At 67.5% G+C, this 17701-nt stretch carries 17 protein-coding genes; 7 read left to right on the forward strand and 10 right to left on the reverse strand.

Going from position 1 to position 17701, the window contains the following annotated elements; genetic code table 11:
* Positions 1–27: 27 nt before the first annotated feature.
* Together PQ455_RS16495 and adh are read right to left on the reverse strand one after the other, a co-directional pair.
* On the reverse strand, positions 28–465 hold the full coding sequence (locus PQ455_RS16495; RefSeq protein WP_273687244.1) for a DUF779 domain-containing protein: 438 nt from the start codon (positions 463–465) through the stop codon (positions 28–30).
* Positions 466–796: 331 nt separating this feature from the next.
* The gene (gene adh / locus PQ455_RS16500; RefSeq protein WP_273687246.1) at positions 797–2317 is read right to left on the reverse strand and encodes an aldehyde dehydrogenase; all 1521 of its coding nucleotides are present in this window, start codon (positions 2315–2317) and stop codon (positions 797–799) included.
* A gap of 188 nt (positions 2318–2505) precedes the next feature.
* On the opposite strand from adh, the gene PQ455_RS16505 reads away from it, so the two are divergent.
* Entirely contained in the window at positions 2506–2943 is a 438-nt protein-coding gene (locus tag PQ455_RS16505; protein WP_273687248.1) for a pseudoazurin, read from the forward strand.
* A gap of 77 nt (positions 2944–3020) precedes the next feature.
* Positions 3021–3314, forward strand: coding sequence for an EthD family reductase (locus PQ455_RS16510; protein ID WP_273687250.1), 294 nt, complete (start codon positions 3021–3023; stop codon positions 3312–3314).
* Positions 3315–3320: 6 nt separating this feature from the next.
* Here the strand turns inward: PQ455_RS16510 and PQ455_RS16515 are convergent, their stop codons facing one another.
* Both PQ455_RS16515 and PQ455_RS16520 read right to left on the reverse strand, forming a co-directional pair.
* A complete protein-coding gene (locus PQ455_RS16515) occupies positions 3321–4157 on the reverse strand; it encodes a hypothetical protein (protein WP_273687251.1) in 837 nt (278 codons plus the stop codon).
* A 49-nt stretch (positions 4158–4206) separates the two neighbouring features.
* A complete protein-coding gene (locus PQ455_RS16520) occupies positions 4207–5280 on the reverse strand; it encodes an anhydro-N-acetylmuramic acid kinase (protein WP_273691409.1) in 1074 nt (357 codons plus the stop codon).
* Between the two features lie 103 nt (positions 5281–5383).
* Here PQ455_RS16520 and tyrS point away from each other — a divergent pair, with 103 nt between their 5' ends.
* Entirely contained in the window at positions 5384–6616 is a 1233-nt protein-coding gene (gene tyrS / locus PQ455_RS16525; RefSeq protein ID WP_273687252.1) for a tyrosine--tRNA ligase, read from the forward strand.
* Between the two features lie 29 nt (positions 6617–6645).
* Here the strand turns inward: tyrS and PQ455_RS16530 are convergent, their stop codons facing one another.
* The 4 genes from PQ455_RS16530 to pedF all read right to left on the reverse strand — a co-directional run bounded on the left by PQ455_RS16530 (position 6646) and on the right by pedF (position 10587).
* Positions 6646–7305, reverse strand: coding sequence for a response regulator (locus tag PQ455_RS16530; protein ID WP_273691410.1), 660 nt, complete (start codon positions 7303–7305; stop codon positions 6646–6648).
* 125 nt (positions 7306–7430) lie between these two features.
* Positions 7431–9179, reverse strand: a complete 1749-nt coding sequence (locus tag PQ455_RS16535; RefSeq protein WP_273687254.1) for a methanol/ethanol family PQQ-dependent dehydrogenase — start codon at positions 9177–9179, stop codon at positions 7431–7433.
* A 122-nt stretch (positions 9180–9301) separates the two neighbouring features.
* Positions 9302–10147, reverse strand: coding sequence for a substrate-binding periplasmic protein (locus tag PQ455_RS16540; RefSeq protein ID WP_273687256.1), 846 nt, complete (start codon positions 10145–10147; stop codon positions 9302–9304).
* Positions 10148–10155: 8 nt separating this feature from the next.
* A complete protein-coding gene (gene pedF, locus PQ455_RS16545; RefSeq protein WP_273687258.1) occupies positions 10156–10587 on the reverse strand; it encodes a cytochrome c-550 PedF in 432 nt (143 codons plus the stop codon).
* A 147-nt stretch (positions 10588–10734) separates the two neighbouring features.
* Here pedF and PQ455_RS16550 point away from each other — a divergent pair, with 147 nt between their 5' ends.
* From PQ455_RS16550 to acs, 3 genes are all read left to right on the forward strand, one after another.
* Positions 10735–11694 (forward strand): PQQ-dependent catabolism-associated beta-propeller protein, encoded by a 960-nt coding sequence (locus PQ455_RS16550; protein WP_273691411.1) that lies wholly within the window; start codon positions 10735–10737, stop codon positions 11692–11694.
* 92 nt (positions 11695–11786) lie between these two features.
* Positions 11787–13187, forward strand: a complete 1401-nt coding sequence (locus PQ455_RS16555) for a porin family protein (RefSeq protein ID WP_273687260.1) — start codon at positions 11787–11789, stop codon at positions 13185–13187.
* Positions 13188–13261: 74 nt separating this feature from the next.
* Positions 13262–15205 carry an acetate--CoA ligase gene (acs, locus tag PQ455_RS16560; RefSeq protein WP_273687262.1) on the forward strand — a complete coding sequence of 648 codons (1944 nt, stop codon included), beginning with the start codon at positions 13262–13264 and terminating at the stop codon, positions 15203–15205.
* Positions 15206–15299: 94 nt separating this feature from the next.
* Here acs and PQ455_RS16565 read toward each other — a convergent pair whose 3' ends face one another.
* On the reverse strand, positions 15300–16256 hold the full coding sequence (locus PQ455_RS16565) for a quinoprotein relay system zinc metallohydrolase 1 (protein WP_273687264.1): 957 nt from the start codon (positions 16254–16256) through the stop codon (positions 15300–15302).
* Positions 16253–17077, reverse strand: coding sequence for a quinoprotein dehydrogenase-associated SoxYZ-like carrier (locus PQ455_RS16570; RefSeq protein ID WP_273687265.1), 825 nt, complete (start codon positions 17075–17077; stop codon positions 16253–16255). The genes PQ455_RS16565 and PQ455_RS16570 overlap by 4 nt, the downstream gene beginning before the upstream one ends.
* A gap of 64 nt (positions 17078–17141) precedes the next feature.
* On the opposite strand from PQ455_RS16570, the gene PQ455_RS16575 reads away from it, so the two are divergent.
* The gene (locus PQ455_RS16575) at positions 17142–17666 is read left to right on the forward strand and encodes a rhodanese-like domain-containing protein (RefSeq protein WP_273687266.1); all 525 of its coding nucleotides are present in this window, start codon (positions 17142–17144) and stop codon (positions 17664–17666) included.
* The last annotated feature ends 35 nt before the right edge of the window (positions 17667–17701 follow it).

Here is a 17701-nt window from a genome sequence, read left to right on the forward strand (position 1 = left end):
AAATCATGTCACGCCCCCGCCCGCCCGTCACCTGCGATCGGTGGCGAGGGGTTCGAGCGGGGCCGCGTCACCGCGCGGCGGCGGGCCGGCGGCTTCGAGCGCGTCGGCCTCGGCATCGTCGAACACCCGGCTGCGGATGATGAAGCGCAGCCCCTCCGGCCCCTCGATCGAAAAGCCCGCGCCGCGTCCGGGGACGACGTCGATCGTCACCTGGGTGTGGCGCCAATAATCGAACTGAGCGGCGCCGATCCACACCGCCACGCCGCCGGGGATGGTCTCCTGGGCGATCCGGCCCAGCAGCACATCCTGCCCACCCACCCGGAATTCGCCCGCCGGGTAGCACATCGGCGCGGAGCCGTCGCAGCAGCCGCCCGACTGGTGGAACATCAGCGGGCCATGGATGCCGGCGAGCCGCGCGATCAGCGCGTCGGCGGCGGGAGTGGAGAGGATGCGTGCGGGGATCATCCGATTATCCTTAAGACCGGCCATCACACTCACTCCGTTCGTCCTGAGCGAAGTCGAAGGACGTGGAGAGCCACCGCTTGGGGCACGTCCTTCGACTACGCTCAGGACGAACGGTGCTGGTGGTGGTTCGGTCCCGAAAAAAGGCGGCGGCGGGCTGGCAGTAGCCCGCCGCCTGACCACCCGCAAAGAGGAGGGTTCGCGGGTGGTATTCTTGAGCGGTTCGGCAGCGCCGAATCGGGCGGCACCGGCCCACTCCCCCACCCGACCACCCAGCGGCAGTATCTTGTGGGTGGTCGGGTGGGGGAGTGGGCCGGTGCCGCGCCTCATCCGATCAGAAAAAACCCAGCGCCTTCGGGCTGTAGCTCACCAGCAGATTCTTGGTCTGCTGATAATGATCGAGCATCATCTTGTGATTCTCGCGGCCGATGCCCGACTGCTTGTAGCCACCGAACGCCGCATGGGCGGGGTAGAGATGGTAGCAGTTGGTCCACACGCGGCCCGCCTGGATGCCACGGCCCATGCGATAGGCGCGTGTCCCGTCGCGGGTCCACACGCCGGCGCCCAGGCCGTAGAGCGTGTCGTTGGCGATCGCGAGCGCGTCGGCCTCGTCCTTGAAGGTCGTCACCGCAACGACCGGGCCGAAGATTTCCTCCTGGAAGACGCGCATCTTGTTGTGCCCCTCCAGGATCGTCGGGGTGACGTAATAACCGTCGGAGAATTCGCCGTCATGCTGGGCGCGTTCGCCGCCGGTCAGCACCTTGGCGCCCTCGGCCTTGCCGATGTCGATGTAGGACAGGATTTTTTCGAGCTGGTCGTTCGACGCCTGCGCGCCGATCATCGTGTTGGGATCGAGCGGGCTGCCCATCTTGATCGCCTGCACGCGCTTGATCGCGCGCTCGATGAAGGCTTCGTAGATCGATTCCTGGATCAAAGCGCGGCTGGGGCAGGTGCAGACCTCGCCCTGGTTCAGCGCGAACATCGCGAAGCCCTCGAGCGCCTTGTCGAAATAGTCGTCGTCGGCATCCATGATGTCGGCGAAGAAGATGTTCGGGCTCTTGCCGCCCAGCTCCAGCGTCACCGGGATCAGGTTCTCGGTGGCATATTGCATGATGAGGCGGCCGGTGGTCGTCTCGCCGGTGAAGGCGATCTTGGAGATGCGCTTGTTCTGCGCCAGCGGCTTGCCGGCCTCCACGCCGAAGCCGTTGACGACGTTCAGCACGCCCGGCGGCAGCAGATCGCCGATCACGTCCATCAGCACCATGATCGACATAGGCGTCTGCTCGGCGGGCTTCAGCACCACGCAATTGCCGGCGCCGAGCGCCGGGGCGAGCTTCCACACCGCCATCAGGATCGGGAAGTTCCACGGGATGATCTGGCCGACGACGCCCAGCGGCTCGTGGAAATGATAGGCGATCGTGTCGTGGTCGATCTCGGAGATGCTGCCTTCCTGCGCGCGGACGCAGCCGGCGAAATAGCGGAAGTGATCGATCGCGAGCGGAATGTCGGCGTTGGTCGTCTCGCGGATCGGCTTGCCGTTGTCGATCGTCTCGACCAGCGCGAGCAGGTCCAGCTTCTCCTCCATTCGGTCGGCGATCTTGTTGAGGATGTTGGCGCGCTCGGCCTGGCTGGTGCGGCCCCAGGCGTCCTTCGCCTTGTGCGCGGCGTCCAGCGCCAGTTCGATGTCCTCGGCGGTGCCGCGCGCGACCGAACACACGGTCTTGCCGGTCACGGGCGAGGGATTGTCGAAATATTGCCCCTTCACCGGGGCGACCCACTCGCCGCCGATATAATTGTCGTAGCGCGAGCGGATGGCCACCTGGCCCTTCAGTTCGTCGATCGCCTGCTGAAGCATTGTCTCTCTCCTCGGGTCTTTGCGATCCGCGACAGGACTCGAGGGGCCCCCGCGCGAAATCTCGAGGGACAGTCTGGCAGAAGCGATCCGGCAGGCCATTGGACCAAAGGGTAATTGCCGCCCGGCTGGTCCGCGCGGACACCGGCGCCCGGAGGGCGGCAATCGCCGCCGTGATGAGGGATGCCCGAATGAAGATGAAGCTGATCGCGCTGGCGCTGGCCGGCGCCCTCGCCGCCACCCCGGCGCTGGCCAAGGATTATACCGTCCAGATGAAGAATCAGGGCGCGGCCGGCATGATGGTGTTCGAGCCCGCCTTCGTGAAGGCGATGCCCGGCGACACGATCCATTTCGTGCCGACCGACACCAGCCACAATGCCGAGACGATCGCGGGGATGCTGCCCGACGGCGTCGAGCACACGATCGGCGGAATGAACAAGGAAATGACGCTCAAGGTCGACAAGCCCGGCCTCTACGGCATCAAGTGCAAACCGCATTACACCATGGGCATGGTGGCGCTGGTGCAGGTGGGCAAGGGCCCTTCCGCCAACCTCGCCACGGCCAAGGCCGCCAAGCTGCCGGGCCTCGCCGCCAAGCGCATGGCGCCGCTGCTGGCGCAGGCGAAGTAACGGTCAGCCAGTCTGATCGGTGGCGCCGGGCTGCCACGGTTCAGCCTTGCTGAACCGTGGCCAAAAGGAGAGAAAATATGGCATCGTTGGTGGTCGCATATCCCAACAAGGAGGGCGGCCATTTCGATGCCGCTTATTATCTCGAGACCCACTTCCCCCTGTGCGACCGGTTCTGGGGCCCGCTCGGCCTGATCCGGTCCGAGGCGTTTCCGGCACTCGACGCGGACCAGCCCTATGCCATGGTGGCGGTGCTGCATTTCCGAGATGCCGCCGCGATCCAGGCGGCGCTGGGCGCGGGGGCCGAGGTGTTCGGCGACGTGGCGAACTTCACCAACCTGACCCCGCTGCCCTTCCTGTCGGACGCGGGGTGAGGGATCCTACGGCCGCCCCTCGCCCTTCCCATCCTTCGCCATGGATTTGGCGATGATGCGCTTCTGATCGCTCCACTTGCGGTTGGCCTTGCCGTGGTAGAGGCCCCTGAGGAAGCTCGCGTCCATCGCTGTCAGGCGGCGCGGCAGCGCGGTCGCGGCGGGATCGAACAAAGCGAGGATGCTGTCGCTCTCGGCCGCGTTCATCGGCCGGGTGCGGGCGAAGGCGCGCATCGCGGCATAATCGGACAGCTGAGTCAGCGTCTTGCCGACGGCCGCCGCCTGATCGATCACCACGATCGCGCCGTCGATCAGCTGGGTCGTCGGCAACAGGATGATCGAGGCGGATTGCACGAACAGGGTACCGCCCTGCACGCCCATCCCGTCCTCGTTGGCGATATGGGTGGTACTCCAGGTGCGGACGGGGGCCTCGTCGTTGAGGAGGTGCCTCAGATTGTCGGCATCGAGGGTCGTGAACAGGTCGGGCGTGGTGTTGTGCAGCGTGTTGACGAAGGTCTTGCTGTTCTCGACCAGGAACACGACGACATTGGCGCGGCATTTGGCCTTGTCGACCGGGATGCGCGCGTCGGTGGCGATGGCGCGCATCCGGGCGGTCATGCGATCGGCATAATCCTGCGGCATGCCGATCACCTGCGGGCAGATCGGGTTGCGGAAGCGGGCATATTGGCCCTCGATCGGCGGCATCGCCTTGGTGATGAACTGGCGCGCTTCCTTGCTCTCGACCGCCTTGCGGCCCTTCACGACGATATCGTCGCCGGGCGGCGGGGTCTGCGCCAGAGCGGGGGCGGCCAGCGCCATCAGCGCGGCGGTCATCAGCAGACGCACGAAAACTCTCTCCATCAATCGGTTCGGCAGCGACATGACCCGGCCAGAATTAACCGGGGCTGTGCGCCACGCCCCCGCATAACGGGCGGGGGGCGCCGGTGGTGCCGGGGAAGCTGATCGGCAGGCCCATCAGGCTGCGGACGGCCATGTAGGCGAAGCCCTGCGCCTCGATCGCGTCGCCGTCCCAGCCCAGCACCTCCATCGGCTCGGGCACGATGCCGGTCGCCTCGCCGATCATCCGCATCAGCGTCCCATTGTGGCGCCCGCCGCCCGCCACGATCATCCGCTTCGCCGCCGCCGGCATCAGCCGCAGCGCCAGCGCCACCGCTTCGGCGGAAAAGGCCGTGAGCGTGGCGGCGCCGTCGGCGCTGGCGAGGCCGCGCGCGGGCGAGAGGGTGAAATCGGCGCGGTCGAGCGATTTGGGGGCGGGCTGGTCGAACCAGGGATTGTCGAGCATCGCCGTCAGCACCGTCCGGTCGATCATGCCGGTGGCCGCCAGCGCACCGCCCTCGTCGTAGCGCGCGCCGGTTTCGGCCGCGACCCAATCGTCGACCAGGGCATTGGCGGGGCCGGTGTCGCAGGCGATGATCGCGTCACCCTCGCCGATCCAAGTGACATTGCCGACGCCGCCGAGATTGAGGATCGCGACCGGCCGGGGCAGCGCCGCCGTCAGCGCGGCATGATAGACCGGCAGCAGGGGCGCGCCCTGCCCGCCCGCCGCGACATCGGCCGAGCGCAGGTCGGCGACCACCCGGATGCCGGTCGCTTGCGCCAGCGCCGCGCCGTCGCCGATCTGCCACGTCCAGCCGCGATCCGGGCGGTGGGCGATGGTATGGCCGTGGAAGCCGATCACGTCGGCGCCCCGCCCCGCCAGCAACCGGGCGACGATGGCCGCATGGCGATCGGTCAGCTCGGCCGTCACCGCGTCGATCAGCGGATCGGCGCCGGGCGCGGCCATCGCCATCGCGACATCGCAGGCGGCGGCGAGGCGGTCGCGGAAATTCTGCGGATAGGGTTCGGACACGAAATCGATCGCGCGGATCGCCGCCTGCCCGTCGGTCTCGATCAGCGCCGCGTCGATCCCGTCGCGCGACGTGCCGGACATCAGCCCCACCGCCAGCATCGTCTCCGCCACACGATCCTCCCACAGCACGCGCCGTCCCTACGCGAACGGCGGCCCGACCGCCTACCCCAGAGGCTACCCTTATGCTACCGGCGCCCCCGTCATGACCGAATATCGCTCCGATCTGCTCCGCCTGCTCTCCAGTAGAGGCTATATCCACCAGCTGACCGATCCCGAAGGGCTCGACCGGCTGGCGACGGACCATATCGTGCCGGGTTATATCGGCTTCGATCCGACCGCGCCGTCGCTCCACGTCGGCAGCCTCGTGCAGATCATGATGCTGCGGCGGATGCAGCAGGCCGGCCACAAGCCGATCGTCCTGATGGGCGGCGGCACCGGCAAGATCGGCGACCCGTCCTTCAAGGACGAGGCGCGCAAGATGCTGACCCTGGATACGCTGAAGGACAATATCGCCGGCATCCGCACCGTGTTCGAGCGGTTCCTGACGTTCGGCGACGGGCCGACCGACGCCATCATGCTCGACAATGCCGACTGGCTCGACAAGCTGGAGTACATCCCCTTCCTGCGCGACATCGGCAAGCATTTCTCGGTCAACCGGATGCTCAGCTTCGATTCGGTGAAGCTCAGGATGGATCGCGAGCAGTCGCTCAGCTTCCTCGAATTCAACTACATGATCCTCCAGGCCTATGATTTCCTGGAGTTGTCGCGCCGCGCGCGTTGCCGCCTGCAGATGGGCGGATCGGACCAGTGGGGCAATATCGTCAACGGCGTCGAGCTGGCGCGCCGTGCCGACGGCGCCGAAGTCTATGGCCTGACGACCCCGCTCATCACGACCGCCGACGGCGGCAAGATGGGCAAGACGATGGCCGGCGCGGTGTGGCTGAACGAGGCGCAGCTGCCGACCTACGATTATTGGCAATTCTGGCGGAACACGCATGACGCCGATGTCGGCCGCTTCCTGCGCCTGTTCACCGATCTGCCGCTTGCCGAAATCGCGCGGCTGGAGGCGCTGGAGGGCGCCGAGATCAACGACGCCAAGGTGATCCTCGCCAACCTCGCCACCGCCATGTGTCGCGGCGAACAGGCGGCGGCGGATGCGGCCGAGACGGCGCGCCGCACCTTCGAGGAGGGTGGCGCCGCCGAGGGCCTGCCGCAGCTGAAGGTGGATGGCGGCCGCATCCCGATCGTCGTCGCGCTGACGGTGATGGGCTTCGCGGCCTCCAACGGCGAGGCGCGTCGCAAGATCGCCGAGGGCGCGGTGCGGCTGAACGATATCGCGATCAAGGATGCCGCTTACGAGATCGTGCTCGATCAGGACGGGCCGGTGAAGCTCAGCCTCGGCAAGAAGAAGCACGGGCTGCTGACGGCGGGATGAAGAAAGGGGGCGGGTGGTACCGCCTCCCCTCAATGATGCGGCGGGACGACCGGGTTCGCCGTGAAATGCACGCGATTGGCCAGGATCACCGCCTGGGTGCGGCTGAACACATTGAGCTTGCTCAGGATCGCCGAGACGTGGGCCTTCACCGTCGTCATCGACACGTCGAGATCATAAGCGATCTGCTTGTTGAGCTTGCCGACGACGACCAGCCCCAGCACGACCCTTTGCTGCGGGGTCAGGCTGTCGATGCGGCGGCGGATGTCGGCCTCTTCCTTGTCCTCGTCGTACAGCGCCTCGGCGAAGGGCGGCACGTAGATGTCGCCCGCCAGGATCAGCTTGAGCGCATCGACGATGGCGCCCCGGCGCAGCGATTTCGGCAGGAAGCCCGCCGCCCCCGCCGCCAGCGCGCCGCGCACCAGCCCGCGCTCCTCGGCGGCCGACACGATCACCACCGGCACCGAGGGAAAACGCTCGCGCATGGCGGCCAGCCCGCCGAAGCCCGTCGTGCCCGGCATGTTGAGATCCAGAAGGACCAGATCGAAATCGCCCTCGCGCTCGACGATCTCGATCGCCTCGGCCAGCGACGACGCCTCGAATTGTTCGCAGCGATCGAACGCGACCGAAATCACGGTGCGCAGCCCGTCGCGCACCAAAGGATGATCGTCGGCGATCAGCACCCGTTCCACGTCACCCAACCCCCTCGTCCGCCCGAATTCTAAAGTCCGGTCCAGCACCGCCGAACCGCACCCTAGCGCGCCGCCGTCCAGGGGGGAACGGGGGACGATATGCGTCGCCCCCCGTGCCGCCACGCTCACGACTTCGGCAGCTTGAACACCCAGAGCGCGCCGCCCTGGTTGATATGCTGCACCGCCTTGGCGACCTCGCCGCCCCACAGCGGCACCGCGCCACCCCAGCCCGACATCACCGCGACGAACTGCTCGCCATCCTGCTCCCAGGTGACGGGCGAGCCGACCACGCCCGATCCGGTCTGGAACTTCCACAATTCCTTGCCGGTCTTGGCATCGAACGCCTTCAGATAGCCTTCGGGCGTGCCGGTGAAGACGAGGTTGCCGGCGGTGGAGAGAACGCCGCCCCACAGCGGGGCTTTGTTCTTATATTCCCACATGATCTTGCCGGTGGCCGGATCGATCGCGCGCAGCGCGCCGATATAATCGTCGTACAGCGGCTTGATGGTGAAGCCGGCGCCCAGATAGGCCGCGCCCTTCTTGTAGGCGATCGGCTCGTTCCAGATGTCCATGCCCCATTCGTTGGCGGGCACGTAGAAATAGCCGGTCTGCTGGCTGTAGGCCATCGGCATCCAGTTCTTGGCGCCCAGGAAGGCCGGGGCCGAGAAGACGGTCGTGCCCTTTTCCGCGCTTGGCGCGCCGGGGCGGTTGGCGTCGATGAACTTCGGCTTGCCGGCCTTGTCGTAGCCGCTCGCCCAGGTGATCTTCGACACGAAGGGGTTGGCCGAGACGAACTTGCCGTTGGTGCGATCCAGCACGAAGAAATAGCCGTTGCGGTTCGCCTGCGCGCCCAGCTTCATCATCTTGCCGCCGACCTTCGCGTCGAAGGGGATGAATTCGTTGACGCCGTCGAAATCCCAGCCGTCGTGCGGGGTATATTGATAGTGCCATTTGATCTCGCCCGTGTCGGGATCGATCGCGAGGGTGGACGAAGTGTAGAGATTGTCGCCGGGGCGCAGGTGGCTGTTCCACGGCGCGGGGTTGCCGGTGCCGAAGAAGAGCAGATTGGTATCGGGATCGTAGGTGCCGCCCAGCCACGGCGCGCCGCCGCCGGTCTTGTACTGGTCGCCCTGCCATGAAGCGTTGGTCTTGCCCGTGACGGTTGAATCCTTGCCGTTCAGCTGGCCCATGTTGCCTTCGATCGTGGGCCGCGACCAGACGAGGTCGCCGGTGTTCACGTCGCGCGCCTCGACCCGGCCGATGATGCCGAATTCGCCGCCCGAGTTACCGTAGATGATCTTGTCCTTCACGATCATCGGGGCTGCGGTCATCGAATAGCCGGCCTCGAAATCGGCGGCCTTCTTGTTCCACACGACCTTGCCGGTCAGGCGGTTGAGCGCGATCAGATGCGCGTCGAGCGTGGCGAAGATGATCTTGTCGCCATAGATGGCGGCGCCGCGGTTCACCACGTCGCAGCAGGGCATGATGCCGTCGGGCAGGCGGGCGTTATATTCCCACTTTTCCTCGCCGGTCTTGGCGTCGAAGGCGTAGAGGCGGCTGTAGGAGCCGGTGACGTAGATCGTGCCGTCATAGACGATCGGCTGCGATTCCTGGCCGCGCATCTTCTCGCCGCCCAGCGACGCGGCGAAGGCCGGCACCAGCTTGCCGACGTTGGAGGCGTCGATCCTGGTCAGCGGGCTGAAACGCTGCGCGCGCGGGCCCATGCCATAGGTCAATACGTCGCCCGGCGTGGCCTCGTCGGCGATCAGGTCGGCCTGCGTCGGCCCGGCCTTCTGGCCGGCGGCGGTGCCCGGCCCGGCGGTGGCGAGCGTGATCGCCACCAGGCTGACGGTAAGCCCGGAAAGTGCCTTCATGTGAATCCCCTCTCACATCATTCGCCGGGACATGCGGATCGCGGCGTGGATCGGAACGGTGGGCCTTGCCTCCGGGGGCGACAATTGGACCTTGGGAGGATTGGTGGTGTGGTGACGCGCGCTCAGCGCAGCAAAGGTGCACGCGGGACGACGTGGTAGCGGGCGAAAATGGCGTCCAGTTCGCCGCTCTTCTGCATGTCGGCCAGCAGGGTCTCGATCTCGTCGCCCAGGTCGCGGCTGTCGTCCTTTACGGCGACGGCGACGTTCCAGCCGGGGCTGGAAATGGCGGGCAACGGCCCCTTGCGCAGCACCGCCTTGCCGGGCGCCTCGCCGAGGCCATTCTCGACCTGCGCGCGCGTCGCGACCGCCATGGCGGCCTTGCCGGCGGAGACCGCCGCCACCGCCTCGGCGCCGGTCGGCACATGCGTCACGTCGCCGCGCAGCACGCCGCCGAAGCTGCCCGACAGATAGAAATCCGGCACGCTGTCCAGCTCGGCGTAGATCGTCTTGCCCTTGAACTGGGGCGGCGGCGCCTCGCAATCGGCCTGATCCGGATCGCACACCATCGCGAAGGCCTCGCGATAATAAGGCGCGACGATCGCCACCCGATCGTTGCGCAGCGCCAAAGTGCGATCGGCGGGCACGTGCATCATCACGTCGGCGGGCGCCTGCCCGATCAGGGTGCCGCGCCACACCATGTTGCGCAGATCGCCATCGACATCCTCGTCGGCGAGGAAATCGACCATATCGGTCTTCACGCCCAGTTTCGCCGCCAATGCGTTGGCGATATCGACGTCGATGCCGACGAGCCTGCCGTCCTTGCGGTACGCCCAGGGCGCGAAATCCTTGTAGACCGCGACCCGCAGGAAGCCGGTCTTTTTCACCTTGTCGAGCGGCGCGGCGGCGGCGGGCGCGGCGCCCGCCAGCAGCAGCGCCGCCATCACGCCGCCCGAAATGCTGCGCAGCATGAAGCCGATCACTCCTGGTGGACGGTATCGAGATACGAGCGGATCGCCCAGCCCGTCTCCTGCCCGAGCACCGGGCCGAACGGCGGCATGAACACCTTGCCGTCGCGCGCCGAGCCATGCTGGTATCGGCCGATGAACCATTCGTCGCCCGCCTCGCCGGCGTCGAGATAGCGCAGGTCGGGGGCGATGCCGCCGGAGATCACCTCCAGCCCATGGCAGCGCGCGCAATTCTGGCCATAGGCCGACATGCCGATCTTGATCGCGACCGGATCGCCCCGATAGGGATTGACCGTGAGCCAGGTGTCGCCGAGCGGCTTGAGGCCCGTCGTGTCCACCTTCTGCGGCGTCACCGATCCATGGCCGAGCACGCGGGTCGAGACCGACCCGATCGTCAGGGTGATGGCGGCCGCCAGTGCGAACCGGGCGATCTTGCTGGTCATGCCTTGTCCTGCTCCCAAAACACGGGGGACGCTGGAAAATGCGTCCTTTGTCAGCCGGTATGTCGGCGGAGCGCGGGCGCGAGGCCATTGAACTTTGGTACAGCGGGGACTGGCCGGGCAGGCGCGTTACAAGGCCTCATGAAAAAGATGATGAGGATGCCCGTCGCCGCGCTCGCCCTGCTGCTCGCTGGAGCCGCATCGGCCGAGACGCTCTATGTCTCCAACGAGAAAGGGGCGACCGTCACCCTGATCGACGGCGCCACCGCCAAGCCGATCGGCAGCTGGCCGGTCGGCAAGCGGCCGCGCGGCATCGCGCTGTCGGCGGACGGCAAGACTTTGTTCGTCTGCGCCAGCGACGACAACACCGTCCAGATGATCGACACCGCGACCGGCAGGATCCTGGCCGATCTGCCCTCCGGCGACGACCCCGAGCAATTCGCTCTGTCGCGCGACGGCAAGCAACTGTTCGCCGCCAACGAGCGGCAGAATATCGTCACCGCCATCGATATCGCCAAGCGCACCGTGACCTTCCAGACGCCGACCGGCGAGGAGCCCGAGGGCATGGCGACCAGCCCCGACGGCCGCTGGGTGGTAGCCACGTCGGAGAGCGAAAATAGCGTCCACTGGATCGATATCGCGAGCGGGCAGGAGAAGGCCGTCACCACTGTCGGCCTGCGCCCGCGCCACGCCGAATTCACCCCCGACGGCAAGGCCCTGTGGGTCAGTTCCGAGATCGAGGGGATCATCCAGATCATCGATCCCGCAACGCAGAAGATCGTCAAGCGCATCCCGCTCGCGATCGAGGGTGTGCCCTCCGAAAGCATATTGCCCGATGGCATCCGCTTCACGCCCGACGGCAGGCAGGCCGTCGTGGCGCTCGGCCGCGCCAACCATGTCGCGATCGTCGATGTCGCGAGCGCCACGCCGATCCGCTACATTCCGGTCGGCCGCCGCGTCTGGCATGTCGGCATCAGCCCCGATGGCACGCGCGCCTATTCCGCCAACGGCCTCAGCGACACACTCTCGATCATCGACCTGAAAAGCATGGCCGTCACCGCGACGGTGCCGGCCGGCCGGGCGCCATGGGGCATAGCGGTCGGCCGCTGAGCCTGACCCCAAAGTCCAATTTCGCGAAAACCCGAACGGCCGCAGCCTTCCCCCCACGGGGCGCACGACGCCCCGAACAGAGGGAGAGAATCATGAGGGGTAAGCACAAGCGGCTGTTCGCCGCCACGGCGGGGCTGTGCCTGTTGGCCAACGCCGCACCGGCGTTCGCGGACACGACCGACGACCTGCTGCTGCGGCTGAAGGAGAAGGGCATTCTGACCGAGCAGGAATATCAGGCGCTGCTTACCCGCCGCCAGCAGGAGGCATCCGCCGTCGTCACGACCGGCACGGCCCCGGCGCCGCAGCAGGCCGCCGCCCAGGCGCTCGACGACAAACGCTCCGTGCGCATGACGGAAAGCGGCGTCGGCTTCGAGATGGGCGGCGTGCAGCTGAAATTCTCCGGCTCGGTCAACGGCTTCTATGTCCATGACAATGGCGACAGCCCGACCGCCAACCATGTCGTCGCCGGCGGCCTCGCCACGGTCGGCCCCAAGAGCTCCTCGGTGCGCAACGGCCTTTTGCCGGGCTTCCTCAAAGTGGACGTGACCACCAACCAGGGCGGCTGGGACGTCGGTGCGCATTTCGGCATGTATCCCGGCATCGACAGCGTGACGGGCGCGGGCGGCGCCAATTCGGGCGGCGCGCCGCAGGCGCTGGCCACCGCCGGCATCGATTTCCGCCAGACCTACCTCACCTTCGGCAAGCCGAATTTCGGCGAGGTGAAGATCGGCCGCGACATCGGCCTGTTCGCGTCAGAGGCGATCCTGAACGACATCACCCTGCTCAGCGTCGGCACGGCGGCGGGCAATGCCGCGCCGTCGAACACGTCGCTCGGCCGCATCGGCCTCGGCTATATCTACACCGATTTCCAGCCGCAGATGACCTATACCACGCCCAAGTTCGGCGGCCTCCAGGCCTCGATCGGCCTGTTCCAGCCGCTCGTCACGATCGGCAATAACGAGGTCAACAAGAATCCCGGCTTCCAGGGCAAGGTCACCTACGACTTCACCGCCGGCAAGGTGGGCGGCCATCTCTGGCTGTCGGGTATCACGCAGAAGCATGACGGCGTGGGCGCCTTCCCCAGCTACACCGGCCGCGCGGTGGACGGCGGCGCGAAGCTGACCTTCGGCCCGGCCTCGCTGCTCGGCTATTATTACACCGGCAAGGGCATCGGCACGACGGGCCTGTTCATCCTGTCCACCGCCGCCAACGGCCGCAGCCGCAAGAGCGACGGCTTCTACACGCAGGGCACGCTCACCTTCGGTAAGCTCACCGCCGGCGTCAGCTATGGCGAGAGCCGGCTCGATCTGGCGCCCGGCGAGGTCAACCCGATCCTGGTGGACGTCAACAGCAGCTGGGTCGGCCAGCTTCGCTACGGCCTGACCCCGTGGGTCACGCTGGTCAGCGAATATGTCCGCACCAAATCCGAAGCGCACGGGATCAACGAGGCGAAGTCCAACGCGCTGGCGGCGGGCGCCATCCTGTTCTTCTGAACGGGGCGGGAGAAGACGGGGGGCGGCGCCGGCGTTCGGCGCCGCCCTCGGCATGTAACGGGAAAGGGATCGCGATGGGGGAAAACATGATCGTGCCGGTGCCGGAAAGCTGGGCGGGCCAGGGGGCGGTGGACGCCGCGACCTATGCGGCGGATCATGCCCGTTCGATCGCCGACAGCGACGGCTTCTGGCGCGACCAGATCGGCCGGCTCGATTGGGTGAAGACCCCCACCCGCATGGACGAGAGCGATTTTTCGGAAAGCAATTTCCAGATCCGCTGGTTCGCCGATGGCCGGATCAACGTCTCGGCGAACTGCCTCGACCGCCATCTGGCCGAACGGGGCGACGCGACCGCGATTATCTGGGAGCCGGATGATCCCACCGCCGCGCCCCGCCACATCAGCTATCGCGCGCTGCACGCGGAGGTCTGCCGCTTCGCCAACGTGCTGAAGGCGGCGGGCGCGCATCGCGGATCGCGGGTGACGCTCTATCTGCCGATGATCCCGGAGGCGGCGGTGGCGATGCTGGCCTGCGCGCGGATCGGCGCGATCCATTCGATCGTGTTCGGCGGCTTCTCGCCCGACGCGCTCGCTGGCCGCATCCAGGATTGCGATTCGACCATCGTCGTCACCGCCGACGAGGGCCGGCGCGGCGGGAAGCGCGTGCCGCTCAAGGCCAATGTCGATGCGGCACTACCCCATTGTCCGTCGATCGAGACCGTCATCGTCGTGCCCGCCACCGGCGCCGACGTTCCCATGCGGGCCGGCCGCGACCTGCGCTACGACGCGGCGATCGCGGCCGCCTCGCCCGATTGCCCGCCCGAGGCGATGGACAGCGAGGATCCCCTGTTCCTGCTCTATACGTCGGGCTCGACCGGCAAGCCCAAGGGCGTCGTCCATTCCTCCGGCGGCTATCTGCTGTGGGCGGCGATGACCCACCAGCTCTGCTTCGATTACCGCCCCGGCGAGGTATTCTGGTGCGCGGCCGACGTGGGCTGGGTCACCGGGCACAGCTATATCGTCTACGGCCCGCTGGCGAACGGCGCGACGACCCTGATGTACGAGGGCGTGCCCAACTGGCCGAGCGCGGCGCGCATCTGGCAGGTGGTCGAGCGCCACAGGGTCGCCACCCTCTTCACCGCGCCGACCGTGCTGCGATCGCTGATGAAGGAGGGCGACGATCTCGTCCTTTCGACCGATCGATCGAGTCTGCGCCTGCTCGGTTCTGTCGGCGAGCCGATCAACCCCGAGGCGTGGCGCTGGTATCATGCCGTGCCCGGCGAGGGCCGCTGCCCGATCATCGACATGTGGTGGCAGACCGAGACGGGCGCCGGCATGATCGCCCCGCTGCCGGGCGCGACCCCGCTCAAGCCCGGCTCGGCCACCTTCCCGCTGCCCGGCGTCGAACCGCGCCTGCTCGACGGCGAGGGCGCGGTGCTGGAGGGGGCGGCCGACGGCAATCTCGTCATCGCCCGCTCCTGGCCCGGCCAGATGCGGACGGTGTGGAACGATCACGACCGCTTCTTCCAGACCTATTTCACCACCTTCCCCGGCTATTACACCACCGGCGACGGGGCGCGGCGCGACGCCGACGGCTATTGGTGGATCACCGGCCGGGTCGATGACGTCATCAACGTCTCGGGCCACCGCATGGGCACCGCCGAGGTCGAAAGCGCGCTCGTGCTGCACCCCAAGGTCGCCGAGGCGGCAGTGGTGGGGATGCCGCACGAACTGAAGGGGCAGGGCATCTACGCCTATGTCACCCTCAACGCCGGCGACGAGGCCGACGAGGCGTTGCGCCGCGAACTGGTGCAATGGGTCCGCCGCGAAATCGGCCCGATCGCCACGCCCGACGCGGTGCAATTCGCCCCCGGCCTGCCCAAGACCCGGTCGGGCAAGATCATGCGCCGCATCCTGCGCAAGATCGCGGAAGGCGAGATCGGCGCGCTGGGGGATATTTCCACGCTCGCCGATCCGGCGGTGGTGGACGATCTGGTGGCGAACCGGGTGATGGCCTGACCCTCAAACACCGTGCTCCTGCGCACGCAGGAGCCCAGGGCGGCAAGCGATGCGCTTCGTAACCCTGGGCTCCTGCCTGCGCAGGAGCACCGGCCTAATTTTTCTCATCCACCCGCGGCAGCAATTTCGCCTCCAGCCCCGGATAGAGATGCGACGCCGACCGCCGCACCTCGTACCTCGCCGCCGCGATCCCCGAAAATCGCGCCGGAATATCCATCTCCCCCGCCTCGACCATGTCGAGCCCGGAGGCCACCGCCTGTGTCATCGCCCCCTCCAGCCAGTCGATCCAGTCGCGCGTCTGGTCGATCGCGGTGGCGGGCGTCGGGTCGAACGGGCCATGCCCCGGCACCACGGATTTATGCGGCAAAGCCTTCAGCGCATCGAGCGCGCCGCGCCATTTCGCGAGATCGGCGTGTGGCGTGGAGGGCGCGCGATCGTGGAACACCAGATCGCCCGCGATCAGTATTCCCGTGCGTTCGTCGAGGATCGCGAGGTCCGATCCGCTATGCCCGGCGAGCGAAATGCTGCGCAGTATTCGCCCCCCGAAATCCTCCATGCCATCACCGATGCGGCGGCCGGGGCGGGGCAATTCGGTGCCGCGCATCCAGTCCCCGAGCAGGCGATACATCCCATCCGAAAAGCCCGCGCCCTCGACCCCCATCTCGTCGATCGTGCCGCCCGTGGCGGCGACGATTCCCGGATCGAACGCCGCGATCCCGAAACTGTGATCGGGGTGAAGATGCGTCGCATAGACCCGCACCACAGGCCCCTTGCCGAGCGCCTCGGCCACCGCCTTCAATTGCGTGCCGTAGCGCAGCGACGGGCCGGCATCGACCAGCACTGTACCCTTCGGCGTTGTGATGATCGTGATGTTGGCGATCGCCCCGCCATTGGCCGCCTCGATCGGCGCATCGGCGCCGCGCACGATCCAGATGCCGTCGCCGATCGGCTCGGGCGTGATCGTATAGCTATGCGTCGGGGCCGGCGCCGCGCCGATCAGCGGCAGCGCGCCCAGCCCGGCCAGCACCGCCCGTCGATCGACCCGCCTCATCGCGCGGGGATCGGCGTCATCTTGGCGACCGGCACTCTCGCGCGATAATCGATCCCATTGGTGTCGCGCCCCGCCACCGTCACCACATCGCCCGGCGCGGCCTTGGCCACGATCGTCAGCGAGGGGTCTTCGGAGACGGCGGCCTGCATGTCGATCTGGCCGTACAGTCTGCCGCCCGGCCCGGTCAGCGACACCGTCTCGATATAATAAGTCGCGATATTGGCGACATAGCCTGTGTCCATCGGGTGACGGAAATTCAGTCGCACCCGCGCGCCGCCGCCCGCCACCGGCCACGCCTGCCCGCGCATTTCGCCCAGATGCTGCGCCCAATCACCCTTCACCCGGCTGACCGGCGGCGCGGAGCAACCCCCGCCCGCCGCGTCGATCCAATTGCCGCCGACCAGCCAGCTGCCATCGGCCAGCTGCACCGCGCCGCGCACCGGCGTGCGCTGGTCGAGCTTGATGCGGGTGGCGATCACCGGCTCGGCGGCGGCGATATGATAATCGATCGCCATCGGGATCGGGTTGAGATCGGCGAGGATCAGGATTCGCTTCACATGGGGAATGCCGCGCGCGTCGATCATCACCGGAAAGGCCCGCTGGTCCTCGGCGATCGGCGGGAAGATCACCTTCACGCGGGGATCGAATCGCACCGGCCCGCCATCGAAGAAAGTCTTGGCGAGGCTGGCCCAATTGGGCGACCTGAGCGGATCGGCCGGCAGCACGCCCGCCGCCGGGGCTGCAACAGGCAAAGCGGCCCCAACCGCCGACAATGCCAGCATCATCCCCGCCGCCCACAGCGCCGGCTTGGCCTTGTTCATCGGCTCTTCTCCCAAAGTGCAGGATAGGGCGGGCGGGGCCTGCGCTATATTGGACCTTGGACCGATGCTGCTGGCCTTCCTCCTCCTCGCGCTCCAGGCGCCCGCCGATCCGGCGCTGTTCGATGCCGCGACCGGCTATCGCACCGCGCGCTACCGCGCCGTCGTGCCCGCCCCGCCCGAGGGTGTGACGCGAATCGGCGTGGACGAGGTACGCGCGCTCCACGCCAAGGGCGCGCCGCTGATCGACGTGACGCCGGCCGAAGGCGCGATCCGCGATCCCGCGAGCGGCCACTGGCGCCTCGCCATGCCGCACGACAGCCTGCCCGGCGCCCACTGGTTTCCCGAAGCGGGGCGCGGCGTGCCGGCGGCGGGAATCGAATCTTGGTTTGTGATGGGTGTCGCCCGCGTCACCCACGGGTCGAAGGCGCGACCGCTGGTCGTCTTCTGCCTCGCCGATTGCTGGATGAGCTGGAACGCCGCGCTCCGCCTCCACCGCGCCGGCTATGTCGACGTGCGCTGGTTCGCGGACGGGATCGATGGCTGGAAGGAGGCGGGGTTGCCGGTGAAACGGGTGGTGCCGGCGCGGTGAGCTTTATCGTCACCCCGGCGCAAGCTGGGGTCTTT

It is taken from the genome of Sphingomonas naphthae (assembly GCF_028607085.1).
Classification (GTDB): domain Bacteria; phylum Pseudomonadota; class Alphaproteobacteria; order Sphingomonadales; family Sphingomonadaceae; genus Sphingomonas_Q; species Sphingomonas_Q naphthae.